Below are 20075 nucleotides of genomic sequence, written 5' to 3' on the forward strand. Positions count from 1 at the left end.
GTTCACCGTTCAAAGGGCCTTGGCCCAGTCGCGCAGGAGAAATTTCTGGATCTTGCCGGTCGAGGTCTTGGGCAGCTCACCAAACACCACGGTTTTGGGCACCTTGAAGCCGGCCAGGTGCTCGCGACACCAGGTGATGATGTCCGACGCTTGTGTCGCACCGTACCCGGGCTTGAGGGCGACGAAGGCGCACGGCGTCTCCCCCCACTTCTCGTCCGGACGGGCCACCACGGCAGCCTCAAGGACTGCCGGGTGCCTGTACAGGGTGTCCTCGACCTCGATGGTCGAGATGTTCTCGCCGCCGGAGATGATGATGTCCTTGAGCCGGTCCTTGATTTCAACATAGCCATCGGGATGCCAGACCGCCAGGTCACCGGTGTGAAACCAGCCTCCCCGGAAGGCCTCGGCCGTGGCCTCCGGGTTTTTCAGGTAGCCTTTCATGACGGTGTTACCCCGCATGAAGATCTCGCCCAGGGTATTACCGTCACGCGGCACCGGTTGAAGGGTCTGCGCGTCGGCGACCATCAGGCCGTCCAGTGTCGGGTAGCGCACCCCCTGGCGTGACTTGATCCGCGCACGTTCTTGCAACGACAGCGCATCCCACTCGTCGTGCCAGGCGCAGACCGTCACCGGTCCATACACCTCGGTCAAACCGTAGGTATGGGTGACCTGAATGCCCATCTCCTCGATGGCACCGATGACCTTGGCCGGCGGCGCTGCCCCGGCGACCATGGCCTGCACCCTGTGCTCGATCGCCGCCTTGGCGGTATCGGGCATGTTGACCAGGGCGTTCAACACGATCGGTGCGCTACACAGGTGGGTCACCCGGTGCTCGCGGATCAGGATGAGGATCTTCTGTGGGTCGACCCGACGCAGGAACACATGGGTCCCCGCCAGGGCAGTGATGGTCCAGGGATAGCACCAGCCGTTGCAATGGAACATCGGCAGGGTCCACAGGTAAACCGGGCGATGGCCCATGGTCCAGGTCATCTGGTTGCCGATGGCATTGAGGTAGGCACCGCGGTGATGATAGACCACGCCCTTGGGGTTGCCGGTGGTGCCGGAGGTGTAGTTGAGCGAAATCGCCGCCCACTCATCATCCGGCCATTGCCAGGCAAATGCCGGATCGCCCTCGGCCAGAAACGCCTCATACCCCAGCTCGCTGACAGCCTGGCCCTCGCCAAACTCCGGATCGTCCACGTCGATGACCAACGGCGGGTGCTCCAGCCTACCCAGTGCATCGCTGATCACACGGTGAAACTCACGATCGCCGATCAGCACCTTGGCCTCACCGTGCCGGAGCATGAAGGCAATCGCTTCGGCATCCAGGCGCACATTGAGGGTGTTGAGCACCGCCCCGGTCATGGGCACACCAAAGTGCGCTTCCAGCATCTCGGGAATGTTCGGCAGCATCACCGCCACGGTATCGCCAGGGCCGACACCGCGCCCCGCCAGGGCGCTTGCCAGCCGCCGACAGCGCTCATAGGTCTGGCTCCAGTTACGCCGGATAGCACCGTGGATCACGGCCGGATATTCACCGTAGATGGCGGCGGTTCGCTCAATGAAACTCAAGGGGGTCAAGGCGACGTGATTGACAGGGGTGGGCTGCAAGCCCTGGGAGAAGATCGACATGCGGTCATCCTGTGTGGGAGCCAGGCGCAGCCAGTGCGCATGATCCCCGGTGGCTGATTGTTAGCTCTGATCAGGGGTCGGGAGCTGAGCAAGGCCTCAGACTCCCACCGTCGCTTTTTACGCGAACCACTATAGTAATTGGATTATTTACCATAGCAATATGGTACAAATACTATAAAACAAGCTGAAACCGATAAAAATGAGATCATTCCCCCTGCTGGAAAAAGATCCACAGCCCACGCTGCTCGCAGGTGCCGACGCCCAGCCACTGAGCCTGAACCCTGCCCTGCAGGCCTTGATTGCCGAGTCTGGCGAGTTGGGGAACGTGCTGGCGGCCAATCACCCCGCGCTGGTCCAGGCCTGTCTGCGACAAAACCGTTCGATCATTGACGTGGAGGTCGTACGGGATGAGCGAACCTTCCTCTGGACCTATGTGCCCGATGAGGCGAACGGGCAAGTCCTGGTGCGCTGCCGGGATGCCAGTGAGGAGCGCCATAGCATTCGAGAGGCCAGCCGCGCGCGCCGGCTCTACCGCCTGATCACGGAAAACACCACAGACCTGATCTCTCGCCATAGTCCGGATGGGGTGTGTCTCGATGCCTCGCCGGCCGCGTACCGCTTGCTCGGCCTGTGGCCCGAGCAACTGCGTGACAGGCCGGTGCAAGCATTGCTGCACCCGCGTGAATGCCGGGAGGTGCTACCCGTGGCCGCCGCGGCGTTGGTGCAGGACGGCTACCACACCATGACCTGCCGGGTACGCCACACCGATGGGGGCTACCGCTGGTTCGAGATTGCCAGCCATGCCATCCGCGAGACCTACACGGGTGCGGTGGCAGAGATCGTCAGCATTTCGCGCGATGTCAGCGTTCGCGTGGAGGCCCAGGAAAACCGCCGTCGTCTGGCCGAAGTCGTTGAGGCCAATACCGACCTGGTGCTGTTCATCGATCGCCAGGGGCACATCAGCTACCTGAATGCCTCCGCACGTCAGGCCTTGGCACTCGATGGCCTGCAGGCGCTGCCCCCCCTCGCCGCGCTGCTGGATGATCAGACGCGCCAGAGGCTGGACACCGAAGGGTGGGAGAGCGCTGAGCGACAGGGGGTGTGGCAGACAGAGGCACGGCTTCAGCCGTGGCGCGAAGGCGGCCCCTTTCCGGTCTCCCTGGTGCTGCTGGCCCATCGCGCCATTGGCGCAGAACGCTACTACTCTCTCGTGGCCCGCGACATGACGGAACGCGAACTGCGGGAGCAGCAGTCGCGACGGCATCAGGATGAGCTGGCTCACACCGCACGCCTGATGACCCTCGGCGAGCTGGCCTCCGGCATCGCCCACGAAATCAATCAGCCCCTGGCAGCGGTGGTCAATTACGCCAGTGCCAGTCAGCGCTACCTGCAAAGTCTCGACCAGGACCCGAAGGCCCGCGACCGGATCAGCCAAGGCCTGCAACGCATCAGTGAACAGGCCACTCACGCCGCGCAGGTGATTCGGCGGCTTCGCGCCTTCCTGCGCAAAGAGCCCCGCCGACTGCAGGAACTGGTCCCGGCCCAGGTGGCCAGCGAAGCGGTACGCCTGTGTGCCTGGGAAGCGTTGCGGGATCAGGTCAGCATAGAGTTGCGCATGGCCGATGACCTGCCAGGCGTGTACGCCGACCGTGTGCTGCTCGAACAGGTCCTGCTCAATCTGCTGCGTAACGCGATTGATGCCAATCGGGAGCAGCATGGCGGCCAACCGTCGCGTATTCTGCTCGGCGCCGAGCGCCAGGGTGATTGGCTGCAGATCGAGGTAACGGATCAGGGAGGCGGCGTGCCCGCCGAGCGCCTCGATGAGATTTTCACCCCCTTCACCACCAGCAAGCCTGAGGGGCTGGGGCTTGGCCTGTCGATGAGCCGCAGCATCGTCGAAGGCTTCGGTGGGAGCTTGCAGGCACGGGCCGGCAACACGGGTGGTCTGGTGCTGTGCTGCAGGCTGCCGGTCAATAACGGATGGAAAGAGGAACGCTGATGAAGGCAACGGTGTATGTGATCGACGATGACCAGGGCATGCTCGACTCAACCGTCTGGCTGCTGGAGTCGGTGGGCCTGGAGGCCGTTCCGTTCACCAGCGGCCAGGCCTTCCTTGACGCCGTCGATCCTGCCGGGCCGGCCTGCGTGCTGCTCGACGTTCGCATGCCGGCCATGGGCGGTCTGGCTGTCCAGGAGACGCTCCACAAGCGCGGCCTCAAGATCCCGGTGATTTTTGTCAGCGCCCATGCCGATGTGCCCATCGTCGTTCGCGCCTTCAAGGCCGGCGCCTGCGACTTCATCGAAAAGCCCTACAACGATCAGCTGTTGCTGGACAGCGTTCAGGCAGCACTGCATCGCGCAGGCAGTTCGCTCGCCGGCACGACGGAACTGGCCCAGGTTCAGGAGCGAATCGACAGCCTCACGCCGCGGGAACGGGATGTCTTCATTCCCCTCGTCCAGGGGTTGAGCAACCGAGAGATCGCCGAACACCTGGACGTGAGCATCAAGACCATCGACCTGTATCGGAGTCGGGTGATGAAGCGAATGCAAGCGCAGAGCTTGCCCTCGCTCGTGGGGATGGCCATTGCCTGTGGTCTGATCGACGCCCTGAGTTTGCGAGCCAGGGTGACAGACGACTCGCCGCCGTCACGGGAAGCCCGCTTCGAGTTCAGGGCTTGAGTGTCAGGCTGGCCAGATCGATCCTGGACAGCAGTTCGCCGATCGGCAGCGCCTTGCTGAACAGCCAGCCCTGGGCAAAGGCCTGGGGGCAGAAGTTCAGGACCGCTTGCCGCTGCTGTTCGGTCTCAACGCCCTCGAAGATCACCTGGGCATCCATGGCCTCGGCGATCTCGTTGACCTTGAGCAGGGCGAACGCCGCCGGCGAGCAATCGCCCACCGCACTGGTAAAGGATCGGTCGATTTTTATCTTGTCGACCCGCAGATTGGCGAGGTAGGACAAACTCGAGTAGCCGGCACCGAAGTCGTCGACAAACACCTGGCCGCCCAGGGCGCGGAATTCATCGATTTTCTGCGCGACCATCGCCATGTTCGCCGTGGAACTCTCCAGCACCTCGATCGCCAGTTGTGCCAGTCGGACGTTCGCCCGCGCGGCCTCGGCCTTCAAGAAAACCAGGGTCCTGGGGTCCAGCAGATCCCTGGCCGCCAGGTTGATGCTGGCATACAACGGTGGATTGGCCTGCAACACCGTGGACAGCTCGGCCAGGCACTTTCGCAGGACGATTTTATTGAGATCAAAGGCCAGCCCCAACTCCGCCGCCACGCTGAAAAAGCTGTCGGGCGCCACCCAGCCAAGCTCCGGGTCGTGCCACCTGGACAGCACCTCCATGCCACAGATCCGACCGCTGCCGGCCTGGACAATCGGCTGATAGACAAGATCGATGCGCGAATGTCGAATCGCCTTTTTCAAGCGCACCGGCAATGACCTGGATTGGGTGATTCTGTGGTTGAGCGCATACCAGGCCAGGCCACCGAACACCGCCCCCAGAAGGATCACAAGGCCGAGCAGTCCGGCATGCTTGCAGGACAGAACATGGCTTTGCACCTGCGCCTCCACGCAGATGCTGAACCGGTCCGAGCAGACCCTGACATTCTTGCCCTCCAGATAGCCCAGACGCTTGAGCTGACCGAAGGAACGCATGATCAGTTGGCCGTCCGCCGAGGTCACCCGCGCACTCAATTCCTCGGGTGGCGATTCGAAAGAGGAAAACGCTACCGGGGAAGTCACCACGAACGCCGAGCCCCGGGAGGTGATATCCACGTTGATGTGCCTGCCGTCATCATCGAAGACCGCCCGCCAGAGCATCGAACCGGTCTTGCCCAACTTGCCATCGCCCTCGATCCGGTACTTTGCCGATGCCCCCCACAGCGCCGAACACTGTACGTCACGGTCGATCATTCGGCCGGCGTCCCTCACGAACCGGTAATGGAAGGCGATCTGTTTCAGGCTTGCCTGATCGTCCTCACGACAGATCGGGTTCGAATCCCGATTGATGGCCTCCAGCGCGGTCACGATATTGTCCGCAACCGAATCGGCCTGGAGCAGGATCGCGCGCGCATAGGCGTCCACACGGCTTTCGGACGCGGCCAGCCACACGATCTGGGCCACCCAGATGGACAGCGCCACACCGCAGGCCACCCATACGGCCAAATGCAGAAGCGTACGCCACCTCCCGCTGTCTCTGTAACCGGGCATCCCTGAACCTTATAGCGACTCGCTATTGTCGAAGTTTTTCATCAGCTGGCGATCCTGCACTCAACCGTAGCCCAGCACCAGCAGCTTGCCATCATCGGCCGGCGGATCCAGGTGTCCGGTGCCGCTGCCGGTTGGCAGGGCTATCTGCATCATCGCCGCAACCCGTTCGTGCAGCCTGCATGACCGCCATTCGCCATCACCCGGCGCAACCGCCTGAAAAACAGGAGGTTTCATCATTCACGGGGCTGGCACGACAAATGCCACTACTCTCCCGAGATCATCGCGCCGACGCAGATCGGCCGCCCTTTCATACGTGATAGCGAGGTACCCCCATGAACGCCATCGAGCTGCTCAAAGCCGACCACGAAAAGGTCAAGACCCTCCTCACCCAACTCAGCGAGTCGACCGACCGGGCGCAAAAGAAACGCACCGAGCTGCTGCAGAAACTGGAGCTGGAAGTCACCATTCATACGCAGCTTGAAGAGGAAATTCTCTATCCCGCCTTCAAGGAAGCAGGCGGCAGGCAGCAGGAGCAAATGTACCATGAGGCCAAGGAGGAACACCGCACGGTGGACTCGCTGGTGCTGCCCGACCTGAAGAATACCTCCCCGACCACACCCGAGTTCGCCGGTCGCGTCAAGGTGGTCAAGGAGTTGCTGGAACACCACATCGAGGAAGAGGAAAACGAGATGTTTCCAGAAGCCGAGAAGCTCCTCGGCAAGGAAAAGCTCGAGAGCCTGGGAGAGCAGATGCAGGTGCTCAAGGCATCGCTGAAGAAAACCCTGAGTGCCTCGAAGATGGCTGCCTGAAGCGGCCTGCCGGGCCGCATCAACCTGAGCGCCTGCGTGAAGACGCGCGGCCGTTACGGAACTTGGGAAGCGTCGCACGCGGCTGTTCGCCGAAGCACTCCCTGACGGAGCGTGCCGCCAGAGGGTGTAGGATTGGCAGGCACTCATCAATGGCGGAGTTTCCATGTTCTCGTCTGAACGACTCAAGGGTATCGACGTCTTCGTCGCGGTGGCGGACCTTGGGAGCTTCACGGCCGCGGCGGAGCGTTTGAACCTCAGCAGTTCGGCCGTCAGCAAAAGCGTGGCACGCCTGGAAGGCCGGCTGGGCCGGCGGCTGTTCAATCGCACCACCCGGCGACTGGCCCTGACCGAGGCCGGGATGGTGTTCTACAAGACCTGCGCTTCGGTTCTCGCCGACCTGGAGGAAGTCGAGCACGCCCTGGTGGCCGAGAGTGATGAGCTTCACGGAAAGATTCGGATAGACCTCCCCGCCGCCTATGGCAGGTTGCACGTGCTGCCGTTGATCCTGGAGTTCGTCCGTGCCCACCCGTTGCTGCAGCCGCATATCTCCTTCTCCGACCGGTTCGTCGACCCCGTGCATGAAGGTATCGATATTCTGGTGCGCATCGGTGGACCGGACACCTGGCCGGCCGCACTGGGCCATGAGTATTTCGGCTCCCAGCGGATGATGTTCTGCGCATCGCCTGCCTACATCGAGACTCACGGTGCCCCCCGGACCGAACGTGACCTGGATGACCACCATTGCGTCGGTTACGGTCTGGCCGACGGCAGGGTCAGCCCCTGGTATTTCAAGGGCCGACTACCGGGCGATATCGAGCGCCGGGTTGTCCAGGCCCGGATCGCCGTGGGAGATGGCGAAGGCGAAGTCGCGGCCATTCTGGCGGGACACGGCATTGGCCAACTGCCCACCTGGCTGATTCAGAGCCACCTCGAGGCCGGCACCCTGGTGGAAGTCCTGCCCGACCTAGCCCTGGACAGCATGCCGATGAACCTGGTCTGGCAGAAGAGCCGCGAGGGCTTGCCCAAAGTGAGGGCACTGCTGGACTACCTGCTCCCACGTCTCTGCATCCATGGCACGCAGGTCGTCCCCCGGACCGCGCCGCCCCCTCACTCGGATGGGGCCAGCCGGGACACCATCGGTATCAGGGCCAGGGCACTCACCGCGACGACAGCCGCCACATAACCGACAGACTCGACCCCCGCGTGCGTGATGGTCAGCCCGCCAATAATCGCACCCAGCCCAATACCGGCATTGGCGGCAGACACATTGGTGGTACCGGCCAGGGCCTGGGAATGGCTGACCGAACTCATGACTCTGACCTGGCTGACCGGATAAAGCGCCGTGTTCGCCACGCCCCAAAGGCCCAGGGCCAGGCAGAACACGATGCCCAGCTGTGCCAGCGGCACGACTGTGCCCATGCCGATCGCGAGCAGCACCAGGAACAGTGCCGAAGCCTTGATCGGCGATTGGTCGACGATCCTGCCGCCGAGCCAGTTGCCGACCAGGCCAATGGCACCGAAGCCCATCAACCACCAACCGACATGCGCGGAATCGACGCCGGCCACCCGTTCGAGGAGGTCCGCCAGGTAGGTATAGGCCACGAACATCGCGGTAAACACCAGCACCGAGAGCATCACGTTGGCGAGGAAGAACGGCTCCCTGAAGATTCGGGCCTGTTGACGCCAGTCGACCTTGGGTGCCCGTTCAACGCCTGGCATGCAGGTCATGATTGCCAGCGCCATGATCAGCGACAGGCCGGCCAGCACCCAAAAGGCCCCTCTCCAACCGATGAGGTGGGCGGCCACGGTACCCAGCGGAATTCCCAGCAGCATGGCCGCGGAAATACCCAGGTAGACTCTGGAAATCGCCTGCCCGGCTGCCTGCGGGCCGGCGAGTTTGCCTGCGGTTTCGCTGGCCGTTCCCCAGAAGACCGGGAGCATGAGCGCAGGAACGATTCGCGCGACCGCCAGCACCCAGAAGTTCGTGGAAGCAGCGGCCAGTGCGTTGGCGGCGGCGAAGAGCAGGAGGATCGCGATGAACAGCTTCTTTCTGTCCAGATGCGAAAGTTCGGCGGTAAGCGGTGGGCCGAAGATCATCACGGTGAAGGCGAACAGCGTGACGAGTTGGCCGGCCAAGGCAATCGAAAGGTTCAGGTCACGCGCCAGCGCCGGCAAAAGCCCCACGATCAGGAACTCGGTGGTCACGATCAGGAACGCCGAGAACGCCAGGATCGCAATGCTGAGCCGGGTGCCTCTGGCTGCGCAAGCGACGGGGCGGGTTGAATCGTATGCCGACATCAGAATGTCTCTCCAGTGGAAATGGGAGCATTCTATTTATTATTTTTTGTCCGATTTAGGGCATCTAGTCATTTATCAAGCGAACCAGATTCATCAATCGTGAGGGTACATGAACGAATTTCCCCGGGCCGGCACCGGCCATGACGACGCGATGCGCAAGAAAATCCGTGCCGCCGTCGCCACCAGAAACCTCGCGAGCGCAGCGAACAACACCAAATGGGATGAGCTGATCGAGTATTTCCGCGAACGCGATGGCTGGTCGCCGTCCTATCGATCCAAGTACGTCACCGGCTATATCTCGGGCTGGGACGTCGAGTGGTTCTGCCACCTGCCGTTTCCCTTCGCCGGCGTGGAATGGTTCGATATCGGCCTGTGGGAAATGGCCCCGTCACAGGGCCGGCTGCTGCCCCAGACGATCATCGATCACACCGATGAGATCACGACGGTCGTCGCCCACATCGGCTTCGAGTTCGAAGTGCGCAGCGATGTGCTGCGAATCTGGGGCTACCTGCCCAAGTCCTACGAGGATTTCCCGCCGGCCTGACAGGCCGGTCAGCTCGGCCTTTGCTGGATGTGGCTCTCCAACGCATCGATGAACATTCGCACCTTGAGCGGCACCAGCCGGGCCGTGGGGTACACCGCCCAGATGGCCAGGGGCTCGGGTTCGGCATCCGCCAGCACCAGTCGTTCGACGGCACCTGCGGCGAGGGCCGGTTCGACGTACCAGCTGGACAGGTTGGCAATGCCCAGCCCGCCTGCGCAGGCTTCGTACAGCGCATCGATGGAACTGGCGGCAAACCGCCCCGCCACTCGCTGCCGGACACTCTTCTCTGCGCACACGAACGACCAGTGCGAGGTCCCCGAGATCACCAGGCAGTCATGGGCTGACAGCTCTGCCAGCGAGGCGGGCCGCCCATGGCTTGCCAGATAACCCGGTGCGACACAGAGCACCCGGGGGCTGTCGGCCAGGCGCCGCGCCACCAGTCGGTTGTCCCGCAGTGGCGCGATGCGGATCGCCACGTCGATGCCCTGCGCAACGATATCCACCTGCTCGTCGGTGGAAAGCAGGTCGACCCGCAGTGCCGGGTGCTGGGCCATGAACGAGGCCAGCATCGGCGCCACCACCTTGCGGGCGAAGGCGGCCGATGCGGTGATGCGCAGGTGCCCGGACAGCGCATTGCCGTGGGGACGCAGATCGGCCAGGGCATTGGCCCGCCCTTCGAGCAGCGCCTGCGCGTGCGGCAGGAAGGTCTCGCCGTCGCTGGTGGGCGACAGCGAGCGGGTGGTGCGGTGCACCAGCCGCACGCCGAGCTCGGCCTCCAGGCTGTTCAGGCTCCGGGAGGCGGCCATCGCCGTCAGGGACAGGCGGCGGGCCGCCCCGGCGAGGCTGCCAACCTGTACCGCTTCGACGAAGACCTCGACATCCTCAAGCTTCATTACATCGATTTCCGTTAGATTGCCGTAACGATTTCAACATCTACACCATTTCCGGTTATATCGCCATAGTTGCCCCCACATCACGACGCCCTCACGGCCTCACTCTCTGAGGCAGGTGGAACGGGTGATCGCGCAAGGGCAGATCATGAACAGCACAACCGCACTCGCAGAACAGACAAGCGCCCCACCAGGGATCAATACCGGGCTCACCTTCGCCATGGCCGCCTCCGCCGGGCTGGCGGTGGCGAACATCTACTACAACCAGCCGATGCTGGGCATCCTGGAGAACGAGCTGCCCGGCAGCCTCACGGCACTGGTACCGACCGCCACGCAACTGGGCTATGCCATCGGCCTGTTCGCCCTGGTGCCCCTGGGCGACCTCATCGAACGCCGTCGCCTGATCATGACCCAGTTCGCGCTGCTGGCCGCGACCCTGATCGCCGCCGCCCTGGCCCCCACTGCGGCGGTCCTGCTGATCGCCTCGTTCCTGCTCGGCATGACCTCCACCGTCGCGCAGCAGATCGTGCCCTTCGCCGCCCAACTGGCGCAGCCGGAGCGGCGCGGCGCCGTGGTCGGCACGGTCATGTCCGGGGTGCTGTGCGGTATCCTGCTCAGCCGGACGCTGTCCGGTTTCGTCGCGGCGCATTATGGCTGGCGCGCCATGTTCTGGCTGGGCGTACCCCTGGCCCTGTTTGCCGGCACGCTCATGGCCGTGGCCCTGCCCCGCAGCCTGCCCAGCGCCAAAACGTCCTATGCCCGCCTGATCGGTTCGATGCTGCACCTGTGGCGCGCCCACGGTGAGCTGCGTGTGGCGGCGATCACCCAGGCGCTGCTGTTCGCCGCCTTCACCACCTTCTGGACCGTACTCGCCCTGCGCCTGGAGCAACCCGGTTTCGACCTCGACGCCCAGGCCGCCGGCCTGTTCGGCATCGTCGGTGCCATCGGCATCCTGGCCGCCCCGATGGCCGGGCGCATCGCCGACCGTCGCGGCCCGCACAAGGTGATCATCGTCGGCACCCTGCTGACCTTCGCCTCGTGGCTGCTGTTCGGCCTGTGGACCTCCCTCACCGGCATCGTGATCGGCTGCATCCTGCTCGACTTCGCCGTGCAGAGCGTCCTGGTCTCCAACCAGCACATCGTCTACACGCTCCAGCCACAAGCCCGCGCCCGCCTGAACACCCTCTTCATGGGTTCGATGTTCCTCGGCGGTGCCGCCGGCGCGGCGGCCGCGACACAGGTCTGGCAGAGCAGCGGCTGGCTCGGCATCTCGGTGCTGGGCGCGGCACTGGCGATCGTCGCCACCCTGGTGCAGCTCACGGCCATCCGCGGCCGCCGCAGCCTCTGCTGAATCAGCCAAACGGCAAGCCCCCCAATCCCACTCACCGAAATGAACGTGAAGAGCCCAACCATGAAAAATCTCGCAAGCCTCCTCGCACTGGCCAGTCTGGCCTTCATCGACCAAGCCCTGGCAGAGGCCCCCGAGCCGATTCACCAGCAAGTCCCCGGCTATTTCCGCCAGGCCGTCGGCAACTACGAAGTCACCGCCCTCTTCGACGGCTACAACGACCTGTCACCGGGCCTGCTCAAGGGCCTGTCGCCCGAGAAAATCCGTGGCCTGCTCAAACGCCAGGCCATCGGGCCGGACCGGATGCCCACCACCTTCAACGCCTACCTGATCAACACCGGCAAGCACCTGGTACTGGTCGACAGCGGGGCTGGCCACTGCGTGCCGCAGACCGCCGGGCAACTGGTGCCGAACCTCCAGGCTTCCGGCTACCAGCCGGCCCAGGTCGACACGATCTTCCTGACGCACCTGCACCTGGACCACGTCTGCGGTCTGGTCGACGCACAGGGAAAGGCGCTGTTCCCCAACGCCACGGTCTATGTCGCCCAGGCCGAAGCCGACTTCTGGCTGGACCCACAGCGAAAGGCCAACGCACCGGAAAACGCCAGGGAATACTTCGATATCGCCCAGCACGCCCTCGCGCCCTACCAGGACAGCGGCCGACTCAAGACCTTCACCCCACCCGCCTCGCCGATCCCGGAAGTGCAAGCGGCCTACGCCATCGGCCATACCCCGGGCAGCACGGTCTATCGCTTCGCCTCGAACGGTTCGGCGATCAGCTTCATCGGTGACCTGATCCACAACGCGGCCGTGCAGTTCGACCATCCCGAGGTCGCCATCCGCTTCGACGTCGACCCGAAAAAGGCCGTCAAGGCACGCCAGGACGAGTTCTTCCAATTGGCGGCGGACGGTGAATGGCTGGCGGCGGCCCATCTGCCGTTCCCGGGCATCGGCCATGTCACCCAGGCGGGCAAACACTTCACCTGGGTGCCCGCCCTGTATGGCCCCTACACCCGTGCAGCCGACGTTCCCTTGCTGAAATAACCCCTGCCCAAAGGAGCTTCAACATGAAAAGCTACACAGTGACGGCCAACGGCATCCGTCAATTCGTGGTCGAGGAAGGCGCAGGCGCCCCGGTCATCCTGCTGCATGGGTTCCCGGAAACGAACTTCGCCTGGCGCTACCAGATCCCGGTGCTGTCGAAACACTTCCGGGTCATCGCGCCGGACCTGCGCGGCTACGGCGAAACCGACAAGCCGGCCGCCGGCTACGACAAGCGCAACATGGCCCGGGACATCCGCGAACTGATGCGCGAGCTGGGTATCGAGAAGGTCGCGCTGGTGGGCCACGACCGTGGCGCCCGCGTGGCCACCCGCTTCGCCAAGGACTACCCCGAGTTGGTGGACCGCCTGGTGGTGATGGACAACGTGCCGACCCGGATCGTCGCGCGGGACCTGAATGCCTCGATCGCCAAGGCCTACTGGTTCTTCCTGTTCCACCTGGTGCCGGACCTGCCGGAGGCGCTGATCGCCGGCCGCGAACACATCTGGCTGCGGCATTTCTTCTCGGACTGGACCTACGACCCGTCGACCATCAGCGGCGAAGCCTTCGACACCTACGTCCGGGCTTACCAGGCTCCAGGCGCGGTACGCGGGGCGATGGCCGACTACCGGGCCAACGCCGAGGATATCGCCCAGGACCTCGAGGATGCCGAAGTGAAGATCGCCTGCCCGGTGATGTCGCTGTGGGGCAACGACTTCCACGCGGTCGGCAAGCTCTTCGACATGGCCAGCGTCTGGGCGGAGATGGCCGACGACCTGCAGGCCTACCCCATCGAAGCGTGCGGGCACTTGCCCCAGGAAGAGCAGCCGGAGAAGGTCAATGAACTGCTGCTGAACTTCCTCGAGGGCTGGCGCGGCAAGTGACCCGTCGAGCGGGCCCCTTCCTCACTCGGAGCTGTGCACCACCACCAGCAGCTCCGCCTGCTCCGATGAAACCGTGCGGATGCGGTGGGACTTCTGCGCATTGAAATGCAGGGCGTCCCCCTCCTCCAGGATCAACCGTTCGCTGCCGAAGTCGACCTCGACGCTGCCACGGTGCACGTAGACGAACTCCTCGCCCAGGTGCTCCTTGAACGCCGAGTGCCCGAACGAACGCGGCGGATAGACCAGGAACGGCAGCAGCGCCCGCTGGCCGATGTGTCGCGCCAGGGGCACGTGGGTCGGCGCCGGCGGATCCCCGGCGGTGTCCCGCTGCTGCCGACGAACCAGACTATAGCCCTCCTCGGGCACCGCTTCGGAACTGAACAGTTCCTCGGCCGGGGCATTGAGCGCCTTGGCCAGCTTGAGCGCCACCGCGATGGAAGGCGAACTCATGCCCCTTTCCACCTTCGACAGGTAGCTCTTGGTCAGCCCGGTATGCCCGGCCAGCTGCTCCAGGGTCATGCCCATCTTCTTACGCAAAATTCTCAGCTGCACCGACATCCAACGCCGTTCCTTCAAAAATAATGACACAAGTATTGTTTATGACACAAAGTGTCATTAAGATCATCCGTGTGTCCTGGTGCCGTTGCAGCGGCCACCAGGCAAACATCGTCCACTTCCCGCTCAGGTACCGACCGTGACCACGACCCTGCAGACCCCGAAGGACCAGCTCGTCAAGCTCGCCGAGAAGCAGATGCTGACGGCGCTGATCGATAATACCTACACCCCGCGGCAGAAACTCGCCCTGACCTGCCGCATCCTGTTCGACGGCGGGCATGACTCGGGCCTGGCCGGCCAGATCACCGCCCGCGCGGATGAACCGGGCACCTATTATACGCAACAGCTGGGCCTGGGCTTCGACGAGATCTCGGCGTCCAACCTGCTGGTGGTCGACGAGGACCTGAACGTGCTCAACGGCCGCGGCATGGCCAACCCCGCCAACCGTTTCCACAGCTGGCTGTACCGGGCCCGCCCCGACGTGAACTGCATCATCCACACCCACCCGCTGCACAGCGCCACGCTGTCGATGCTGGAAGTGCCGCTGCAGGTGTCGCACATGGACATCTGCCCGCTGTTCGACGACTGCGCATTCCTCAAGGACTGGCCGGGTGTTCCGGTGGGCAACGAGGAAGGCGAGATCATCTCGAAGGCCATTGGCGACAAGCGCGCCATCCTGCTCTCGCACCACGGCCTGCTGATCGCCGGCGGCTCGATCGAGGAAGCCTGCGTTCTCGCCCTGCTGTTCGAACGCGCCGCGAAAATGCAGTTGCTGGCCATGAGTGCCGGCGAAATCCGCCCCATCCCCGAAGCGCTCGGCAAGGAAGCCCACGACTGGATCTCCACGCCCAAGCGCCACGGCGCCGCCTTCAGCTACTACGCGCGCCGTGCCCTGCGTGCCCACGGCGATTGCCTGAGCTGATCGAAGCGGTACTCCCTTCCAGAAAACAGTCAAGAGGTGCCTTGCATGTCCACTCCTCAGATTCGCGGCGTTATCGGTTACACCATCACTCCCTTCGCAGCAGACGGTTCGATCGATCTGACGGCCCTGGGCCACTCCATCGACCGCCTGATCCAGTCCGGCGTGCACGCCATCGCGCCGCTGGGCAGCACCGGCGAAGGCGCCTACCTCGCCGACAGCGAATGGGAATCGGTGGTGCGCTACAGCCAGGAGAAAATCGCCGGGCGCGTGCCCAGCGTGGTCAGCGTTTCCGACCTGACCACCGCACGCACCGTGCAGCGGGCGCAGTTGGCCCAGGCCTGCGGCGCCACGGCGGTGATGGTGCTGCCCGCCTCCTATTGGAAGCTGACCGAGACGGAAATCGTCGACCACTACAAGGCGGTCGGTGCGGCGATCGATATCCCGATCATGCTCTACAACAACCCGGGCACCAGCGGCACCGACCTGTCGGTGGAACTGATCCTGCGCATCCTGAAGGAGGTGAAGAACGTCACCATGGTCAAGGAGAGCACCGGTGACATCCAGCGCATGCACCGCCTGTACCAGGCCACCGGCGGCCAGGTGGCGTTCTACAACGGCTGCAACCCGCTGACGCTAGAAGCCCTGGTGGCCGGTGCGGCCGGCTGGTGCACCGCGGCGCCGAACCTGATTCCACAACTGAACCTGGCCCTGTGGGACGCGGTGCAGCATCACGATCTGCAACAGGCTCGCGACCTGTTCTACCGCCAGTACGAGCTGCTGGAGTACATCACCCGCCGTGGCCTGCCGACCACCATCAAGGCCGGTTTGAAAATGCTCGGCCTGGACGTTGGTGCGCCGCGCCTACCGCTGCAACCGCTGGACCCACAAGGCACTGCCTACCTCAAGGGCCTGCTGGACGAGCTGGCCGTCGCCCGCTGAGCCCACTGGCAAGCTGCCCGGCGCCGGGCAGCTTGCGCTCCTGCCACTCAAGAGAACCTCCCATGAAAGTCCACTTCATCGTTCACGAAGCGTTCGAGGCACCGGGTGCCTATGAAACCTGGGTCAGGGAACGAGGCCATGCCGCCAGCTACTCCCGCGTGTACGCCAACCAGGCACTGCCGGCCAATGCGGACGCGATCGACCTGCTGGTGATCCTCGGCGGCCCCCAGGACCCGGCCACCACCCTCGAACAATGCCCGCACTTCGATGCGGCCGCCGAATGCCGCCTGATCGGCCAGGCGATCGACGCGGGCAAGGCGGTCGTCGGCATCTGCCTGGGCTCCCAGCTCATCGGCGAGGCGCTGGGTGCCCGGTTCGAGCACAGCCCGGAGAAGGAGATCGGCCAGTTTCCGATCAGCCTGACCGCCGAGGGCAAGGTCAACGCCAAGTTCGCCCACTTCGGCGAAGTGCTGCAGGTCGGCCATTGGCACAACGACATGCCCGGCCTGACCGCCGACGCGACGATCATCGCGACCAGCGAAGGCTGCCCCCGCCAGATTGTCGAATACAGCAAGCTCGTCTATGGATTCCAGTGCCACATGGAATTCACCCGTGAGGTCGTCGAGCTGCTGATCGCCGCTTCCGAGCGCGAACTGGCCACCCTCCTCGATCGCCGCTTCGTCCAGCAGCCGGCGGCCCTGCGGGCGAACGACTGGGAAGAGATGAACCAGACGCTGTTTATCTTTCTGGACAAGCTGGTTGAAGAGTACGCAAACGCCCGCGCCGCGTGAGGGACTTCACTCCAGCAACGACACCAACCGAGACTCGATCGACGCCCCCTGCACGTCCAGCAGCGCCAGCGTCACCGGCAGCTTGAAACGTCGCGGCCCGGCACTGCCCGGGTTCAGGTACAGGCATTCGCCGCGCCATTCGATCAGCGGCTTGTGCGAGTGGCCGGTGATCACGACCCTGATCGTCTCATCCAACAGGGCCGGCACATCGGCAAGGTCATGAACCAGCAGGGTCAGCCAGCCGTCCAGGTCCAGGCGCAGAACGTCAGGCAGATGCCCGGCCCAGGGCAGGTTCTGGTCGTTGTTGCCCCGCACGACGAACAGCGGCGCGATGGCGGACAGTCGTTCGAGCACCTCGGGTTTGCCGATGTCACCGGCGTGAATGATCCGCTCACAGCCCTGCAAGGCGGCAATGGCCTCGGGACGCAGCAGCCCATGGGTATCGGAAATCACGCCCACTTTCATATCAGCTCCCTACCCACGCCATTCGTCGTCCTTTTCCCAGATTATTCAAACTTAGCCTTCCTCGCCTTCTTCCAAACATCAGGGACGACACGATTGCCCCCACCCCCGTCGGCCAGGCCGCCTGCGCGAGAGGAATGACGGCACGGGACGCCGGAAACACGATCCATTCTTGCACGAGGAAAATCCGATGAAATCATCCATCGCAAGACTTCTGACAGCAGCCGGCCTGGTCTGCGCCTTCAGCACGGCAGTCCTCGCCGCCGGTACCACCGGCACGGGAACGAACGGCACCATGGGCAACACCGGCAACGGTGCCTCCTCATCGACGCCGGGCTCGACCGGGTCAGGTTCAGCCCTGCCGCCAGGCTCCTATCCGGGCAGTTCGCAAAGCGGCAACGGCGGTAATGCCAGTGGCAGCAGCACCAACCCGGGCTCCGGCAACACCAGCGGTGGCGAAGGCGACGGCGGTGCGGGCAACGGCGGCAGCGGCGGGACCGGTTCTGGTTCCGGGGGCGCCTCTGGCGGAGCATCCGGTGGCGCGGCTGGCGGTGGTGCCGGTGGCGGCGCGGGCGGCGGTTCAGGGGGTTAAGGTCGTATCGCCCCTGTGCCGGGTGGCCGGTTGAAACACCGGTCACCCCTGACCCCGCAAAGAAGCGCCTCAGGTGCGCGCCGTTGCCTGTACCACCCCTTCCCCGCCTGTGTTTCGAAACACGCCCCGGCCAGCAACGCATCGGGACCGCCGTGACAGGCCAGTGCCTGCACCGCCCCGGGACAAGTCAGCCAATACCTACAGCACTTGCCCAACGCCCTCCTTCAGCCATCATGTCTTGAGTTGACCCTCCATTTCCACCTGAGCGTGGGGCGGTCCCGGGACGGCCTTGCCCGCCCTGGCGCGCTGAATCAAAAAAACCGGCACAGAGAATCAAGACATCCGCCGCGCCAGGGCTCTTAATGGACGTCATCGACGACAGAGTCTCCCGGACTCCCTGCCTTGAGCTTTCCTTCACTTTTTCAGGCTGCGCCATGATCACTATCGAAACGCCCACCTACTACACGGCCACCAAGAAATACAACCTCAGTTTCCCGACCCTGGAACAGGATGTGGAAGCCGACGTTGTCGTTATCGGCGGCGGTTTCTCCGGCATCAACACGGCCCTGGAGCTCGCCGAAAAAGGCATCACCAACATCGTCGTGTTGGAAGCGCGCTACCTGGGCTTTGGCGGCACCGGGCGCAACGGTGGGCAGATCATGGCCGGGATCGGTCACGACCTGGAAAAGATCAAGAAAGACGTGGGCGAAGACGGCCTGCGGCGGATCTTCGAGATCAGCGACCTGGGCGCCGACATCATCAAGAACCGCATCGCCAAGTACGATATCGATGCCGACTTCTGCCACGGCTACGGCTACATGGGTTTCAATGCCCGCCAGGAAAAGACCCTGCGCGCCTGGGAGAAGGACTTCAAGTCGATCAACAGCCAGCACGAGATCCGCTTCCTGGCGGGCTCCGAGGTCAAGCAGATCATCGGCTCCGATGCCTACAGCAGCGCCCTGCTGCACATGGGCGGCGGTCACGTGCACTCGCTGAACCTGCTGCTCGGCGAGGCCAAGGCGCTGGTCGGCCATGGCGCGCGGATCTTCGAGAACAGCCCGGCCCTGGAAGTGCGCTACGGCGAGCAGATCACCGTGCGCACCGGACGCGGCTCGGTCAAGGCCAGCAAGCTGCTGTGGGCCTGCGACAGCTTCCTCAACAAGCTGGAACCGGAACTGCATCGCTCGACCATCAACACCTACGCCTTCCAGATGATGACCGAGCCGCTGTCGGAGGAACTGATCAACCGCATCAGCCCGATCCGCGGCGCCTACAGCGACATTCGCCCGGTGATCGACTACTACCGCGTCACCAACGAGAACCGCCTGCTGTTCGGCGCAGCCACCCCGCTGGTCGAGCACATCCCGCGCGACCTCAAGGCCTGGAACCGCAACCTGATGCTGAAGATCTTCCCCTACCTCAAGGACGTGAAGATCGACCTGGCCTGGGGCGGCCCGATGGCCTGCAGCCCGAACCTGTTCCCGCAGATCGGCACATTGCCGGGCCGGCGCAACGCCTTCTACGTCCAGGGCTACTCCGGTTTCGGCGTGACCCCGAGCCACATCATCTGCAAGGTGCTGGCCGAGGGCATGAGCGAAGGCTCGGCGCGCTACGACCTGGTCAGCTCGATCCCGCGCCCGACCATCATCGGCAAGGACGTGATTCGTCCACTGCTGCTGACCGGCGGCAAGTCCTGGCACCAACTCTCGGGCTACTGGAACGGGCGCCGCTGATGGCCAAGGCGCCCTTCCCTTTCATTTCCACTCATCAGGAGCAACTGCCATGACCCTTACCACCGTGAAGAAAGATGTCCAACTGTCCGAGCTCGATGCCTGGGGCACCGTCGCCGACCTCGGCTCGCAGATCCTCGAAGGCGAAGTGCGCGCCTTCGGCAAGATGACCTTCGGCGCCCCGACCGACCCGGTCAGCAGCGCCTACTTCGGCACCACCCAGGGCAAGTTCCGCATGGTCTATCCGTTCGCCGAACAGGCCACCGTGGTCACCGGCGAAGTGATCCTGACCGACGAGAACAGCGGCCAGAGCACCCGCTACAAGGCCGGTGACAGCTGGTTCGTGACCAAGGGCACCCCGGTGCTCTGGGAAGTGGTCAGCGAAAGCTTCGTCAAGCACTACTTCGCAGTCGCCTGACCAACCC

Annotated in this window: 20 protein-coding genes; 14 read left to right on the plus strand and 6 right to left on the minus strand. The window is 64.0% G+C overall.

Going from position 1 to position 20075, the window contains the following annotated elements; genetic code table 11:
- Nucleotides 1–9 precede the first annotated feature (9 nt).
- Nucleotides 10–1632: an acyl-CoA synthetase gene (locus tag ACMGT0_RS19715; protein WP_054058124.1), complete on the minus strand. Its 1623-nt coding sequence runs from the start codon at nt 1630–1632 to the stop codon at nt 10–12.
- Between the two features lie 199 nt (nt 1633–1831).
- On the opposite strand from ACMGT0_RS19715, the gene ACMGT0_RS19720 reads away from it, so the two are divergent.
- Nucleotides 1832–3631: a PAS domain S-box protein gene (locus ACMGT0_RS19720; protein WP_416769384.1), complete on the plus strand. Its 1800-nt coding sequence runs from the start codon at nt 1832–1834 to the stop codon at nt 3629–3631.
- A complete protein-coding gene (locus ACMGT0_RS19725; protein WP_054058126.1) occupies nt 3631–4311 on the plus strand; it encodes a response regulator transcription factor in 681 nt (226 codons plus the stop codon). Before ACMGT0_RS19720 ends, ACMGT0_RS19725 begins: the two co-directional genes overlap by 1 nt.
- Here ACMGT0_RS19725 and ACMGT0_RS19730 read toward each other — a convergent pair.
- Complete coding sequence (locus ACMGT0_RS19730; RefSeq protein WP_416769387.1) at nt 4301–5845, minus strand: EAL domain-containing protein; 1545 nt, start codon at nt 5843–5845, stop codon at nt 4301–4303. The genes ACMGT0_RS19725 and ACMGT0_RS19730 overlap by 11 nt on opposite strands.
- A 332-nt stretch (nt 5846–6177) precedes the next feature.
- Here ACMGT0_RS19730 and ACMGT0_RS19735 point away from each other — a divergent pair, with 332 nt between their 5' ends.
- Both ACMGT0_RS19735 and ACMGT0_RS19740 read left to right on the plus strand, forming a co-directional pair.
- Entirely contained in the window at nt 6178–6654 is a 477-nt protein-coding gene (locus ACMGT0_RS19735; RefSeq protein WP_054058128.1) for a hemerythrin domain-containing protein, read from the plus strand.
- 163 nt (nt 6655–6817) lie between these two features.
- Nucleotides 6818–7837, plus strand: coding sequence for a LysR substrate-binding domain-containing protein (locus ACMGT0_RS19740; protein WP_416769389.1), 1020 nt, complete (start codon nt 6818–6820; stop codon nt 7835–7837).
- On the opposite strand, the gene ACMGT0_RS19745 is transcribed toward ACMGT0_RS19740, so the two are convergent.
- The gene (locus tag ACMGT0_RS19745; RefSeq protein WP_416769391.1) at nt 7762–8952 is read right to left on the minus strand and encodes an MFS transporter; all 1191 of its coding nucleotides are present in this window, start codon (nt 8950–8952) and stop codon (nt 7762–7764) included. The genes ACMGT0_RS19740 and ACMGT0_RS19745 overlap by 76 nt on opposite strands.
- 109 nt (nt 8953–9061) lie before the next feature.
- On the opposite strand from ACMGT0_RS19745, the gene ACMGT0_RS19750 reads away from it, so the two are divergent.
- Complete coding sequence (locus ACMGT0_RS19750) at nt 9062–9496, plus strand: DUF6678 family protein (RefSeq protein WP_416769393.1); 435 nt, start codon at nt 9062–9064, stop codon at nt 9494–9496.
- A gap of 8 nt (nt 9497–9504) precedes the next feature.
- Here the strand turns inward: ACMGT0_RS19750 and ACMGT0_RS19755 are convergent, their stop codons facing one another.
- Nucleotides 9505–10389: a LysR family transcriptional regulator gene (locus ACMGT0_RS19755; protein WP_416769395.1), complete on the minus strand. Its 885-nt coding sequence runs from the start codon at nt 10387–10389 to the stop codon at nt 9505–9507.
- Between the two features lie 145 nt (nt 10390–10534).
- Between ACMGT0_RS19755 and ACMGT0_RS19760 the strand changes: the two genes are divergently transcribed.
- From ACMGT0_RS19760 to ACMGT0_RS19770, 3 genes are read left to right on the plus strand one after another with little or no spacing between them, the layout of a single operon-like run.
- The gene (locus ACMGT0_RS19760) at nt 10535–11737 is read left to right on the plus strand and encodes an MFS transporter (protein ID WP_416769397.1); all 1203 of its coding nucleotides are present in this window, start codon (nt 10535–10537) and stop codon (nt 11735–11737) included.
- Nucleotides 11738–11797: 60 nt separating this feature from the next.
- Nucleotides 11798–12778 (plus strand): MBL fold metallo-hydrolase, encoded by a 981-nt coding sequence (locus ACMGT0_RS19765; RefSeq protein WP_416769399.1) that lies wholly within the window; start codon nt 11798–11800, stop codon nt 12776–12778.
- A gap of 23 nt (nt 12779–12801) precedes the next feature.
- On the plus strand, nt 12802–13659 hold the full coding sequence (locus ACMGT0_RS19770) for an alpha/beta fold hydrolase (protein WP_054063672.1): 858 nt from the start codon (nt 12802–12804) through the stop codon (nt 13657–13659).
- 21 nt (nt 13660–13680) lie between these two features.
- Here ACMGT0_RS19770 and ACMGT0_RS19775 read toward each other — a convergent pair whose 3' ends face one another.
- Nucleotides 13681–14217: a helix-turn-helix domain-containing protein gene (locus ACMGT0_RS19775; protein WP_054060862.1), complete on the minus strand. Its 537-nt coding sequence runs from the start codon at nt 14215–14217 to the stop codon at nt 13681–13683.
- A gap of 136 nt (nt 14218–14353) precedes the next feature.
- On the opposite strand from ACMGT0_RS19775, the gene ACMGT0_RS19780 reads away from it, so the two are divergent.
- The 3 genes from ACMGT0_RS19780 (at nt 14354) to ACMGT0_RS19790 (ending at nt 16866) form a co-directional block, all read left to right on the plus strand.
- Entirely contained in the window at nt 14354–15136 is a 783-nt protein-coding gene (locus ACMGT0_RS19780; protein ID WP_054063671.1) for an aldolase, read from the plus strand.
- 45 nt (nt 15137–15181) lie between these two features.
- The gene (locus tag ACMGT0_RS19785) at nt 15182–16075 is read left to right on the plus strand and encodes a dihydrodipicolinate synthase family protein (protein WP_416769401.1); all 894 of its coding nucleotides are present in this window, start codon (nt 15182–15184) and stop codon (nt 16073–16075) included.
- Between the two features lie 62 nt (nt 16076–16137).
- Nucleotides 16138–16866, plus strand: a complete 729-nt coding sequence (locus ACMGT0_RS19790) for a type 1 glutamine amidotransferase (RefSeq protein ID WP_054060865.1) — start codon at nt 16138–16140, stop codon at nt 16864–16866.
- 6 nt (nt 16867–16872) lie between these two features.
- Here ACMGT0_RS19790 and ACMGT0_RS19795 read toward each other — a convergent pair whose 3' ends face one another.
- Nucleotides 16873–17331, minus strand: coding sequence for a metallophosphoesterase family protein (locus ACMGT0_RS19795; RefSeq protein ID WP_416769403.1), 459 nt, complete (start codon nt 17329–17331; stop codon nt 16873–16875).
- Between the two features lie 187 nt (nt 17332–17518).
- Between ACMGT0_RS19795 and ACMGT0_RS19800 the strand changes: the two genes are divergently transcribed.
- From ACMGT0_RS19800 to ACMGT0_RS19810, 3 genes are all read left to right on the plus strand, one after another.
- Nucleotides 17519–17920, plus strand: a complete 402-nt coding sequence (locus tag ACMGT0_RS19800; protein WP_416769405.1) for a hypothetical protein — start codon at nt 17519–17521, stop codon at nt 17918–17920.
- A 434-nt stretch (nt 17921–18354) separates the two neighbouring features.
- A complete protein-coding gene (locus tag ACMGT0_RS19805) occupies nt 18355–19653 on the plus strand; it encodes an NAD(P)/FAD-dependent oxidoreductase (RefSeq protein WP_054060868.1) in 1299 nt (432 codons plus the stop codon).
- Between the two features lie 49 nt (nt 19654–19702).
- Complete coding sequence (locus tag ACMGT0_RS19810; protein WP_054060869.1) at nt 19703–20068, plus strand: cupin domain-containing protein; 366 nt, start codon at nt 19703–19705, stop codon at nt 20066–20068.
- The last annotated feature ends 7 nt before the right edge of the window (nt 20069–20075 follow it).

It is taken from the genome of Pseudomonas sp. RHF3.3-3 (assembly GCF_048069595.1).
Taxonomy (GTDB): Bacteria; Pseudomonadota; Gammaproteobacteria; order Pseudomonadales; family Pseudomonadaceae; genus Aquipseudomonas; species Aquipseudomonas fuscovaginae_B.

Bases quoted from the DNA above. Each gene is read 5' to 3' on its own strand.
- ACMGT0_RS19715 (WP_054058124.1), bottom strand. From the start codon at position 1,632: ATGTCGATCTTCTCCCAGGGCTTGCAGCCCACCCCTGTCAATCACGTC.
- ACMGT0_RS19720 (WP_416769384.1), top strand. From the start codon at position 1,832: ATGAGATCATTCCCCCTGCTGGAAAAAGATCCACAGCCCACGCTGCTC.
- ACMGT0_RS19725 (WP_054058126.1), top strand. From the start codon at position 3,631: ATGAAGGCAACGGTGTATGTGATCGACGATGACCAGGGCATGCTCGAC.
- ACMGT0_RS19730 (WP_416769387.1), bottom strand. From the start codon at position 5,845: ATGCCCGGTTACAGAGACAGCGGGAGGTGGCGTACGCTTCTGCATTTG.
- ACMGT0_RS19735 (WP_054058128.1), top strand. From the start codon at position 6,178: ATGAACGCCATCGAGCTGCTCAAAGCCGACCACGAAAAGGTCAAGACC.
- ACMGT0_RS19740 (WP_416769389.1), top strand. From the start codon at position 6,818: ATGTTCTCGTCTGAACGACTCAAGGGTATCGACGTCTTCGTCGCGGTG.
- ACMGT0_RS19745 (WP_416769391.1), bottom strand. From the start codon at position 8,952: ATGTCGGCATACGATTCAACCCGCCCCGTCGCTTGCGCAGCCAGAGGC.
- ACMGT0_RS19750 (WP_416769393.1), top strand. From the start codon at position 9,062: ATGAACGAATTTCCCCGGGCCGGCACCGGCCATGACGACGCGATGCGC.
- ACMGT0_RS19755 (WP_416769395.1), bottom strand. From the start codon at position 10,389: ATGAAGCTTGAGGATGTCGAGGTCTTCGTCGAAGCGGTACAGGTTGGC.
- ACMGT0_RS19760 (WP_416769397.1), top strand. From the start codon at position 10,535: ATGAACAGCACAACCGCACTCGCAGAACAGACAAGCGCCCCACCAGGG.
- ACMGT0_RS19765 (WP_416769399.1), top strand. From the start codon at position 11,798: ATGAAAAATCTCGCAAGCCTCCTCGCACTGGCCAGTCTGGCCTTCATC.
- ACMGT0_RS19770 (WP_054063672.1), top strand. From the start codon at position 12,802: ATGAAAAGCTACACAGTGACGGCCAACGGCATCCGTCAATTCGTGGTC.
- ACMGT0_RS19775 (WP_054060862.1), bottom strand. From the start codon at position 14,217: ATGTCGGTGCAGCTGAGAATTTTGCGTAAGAAGATGGGCATGACCCTG.
- ACMGT0_RS19785 (WP_416769401.1), top strand. From the start codon at position 15,182: ATGTCCACTCCTCAGATTCGCGGCGTTATCGGTTACACCATCACTCCC.
- ACMGT0_RS19790 (WP_054060865.1), top strand. From the start codon at position 16,138: ATGAAAGTCCACTTCATCGTTCACGAAGCGTTCGAGGCACCGGGTGCC.
- ACMGT0_RS19795 (WP_416769403.1), bottom strand. From the start codon at position 17,331: ATGAAAGTGGGCGTGATTTCCGATACCCATGGGCTGCTGCGTCCCGAG.
- ACMGT0_RS19800 (WP_416769405.1), top strand. From the start codon at position 17,519: ATGAAATCATCCATCGCAAGACTTCTGACAGCAGCCGGCCTGGTCTGC.
- ACMGT0_RS19805 (WP_054060868.1), top strand. From the start codon at position 18,355: ATGATCACTATCGAAACGCCCACCTACTACACGGCCACCAAGAAATAC.
- ACMGT0_RS19810 (WP_054060869.1), top strand. From the start codon at position 19,703: ATGACCCTTACCACCGTGAAGAAAGATGTCCAACTGTCCGAGCTCGAT.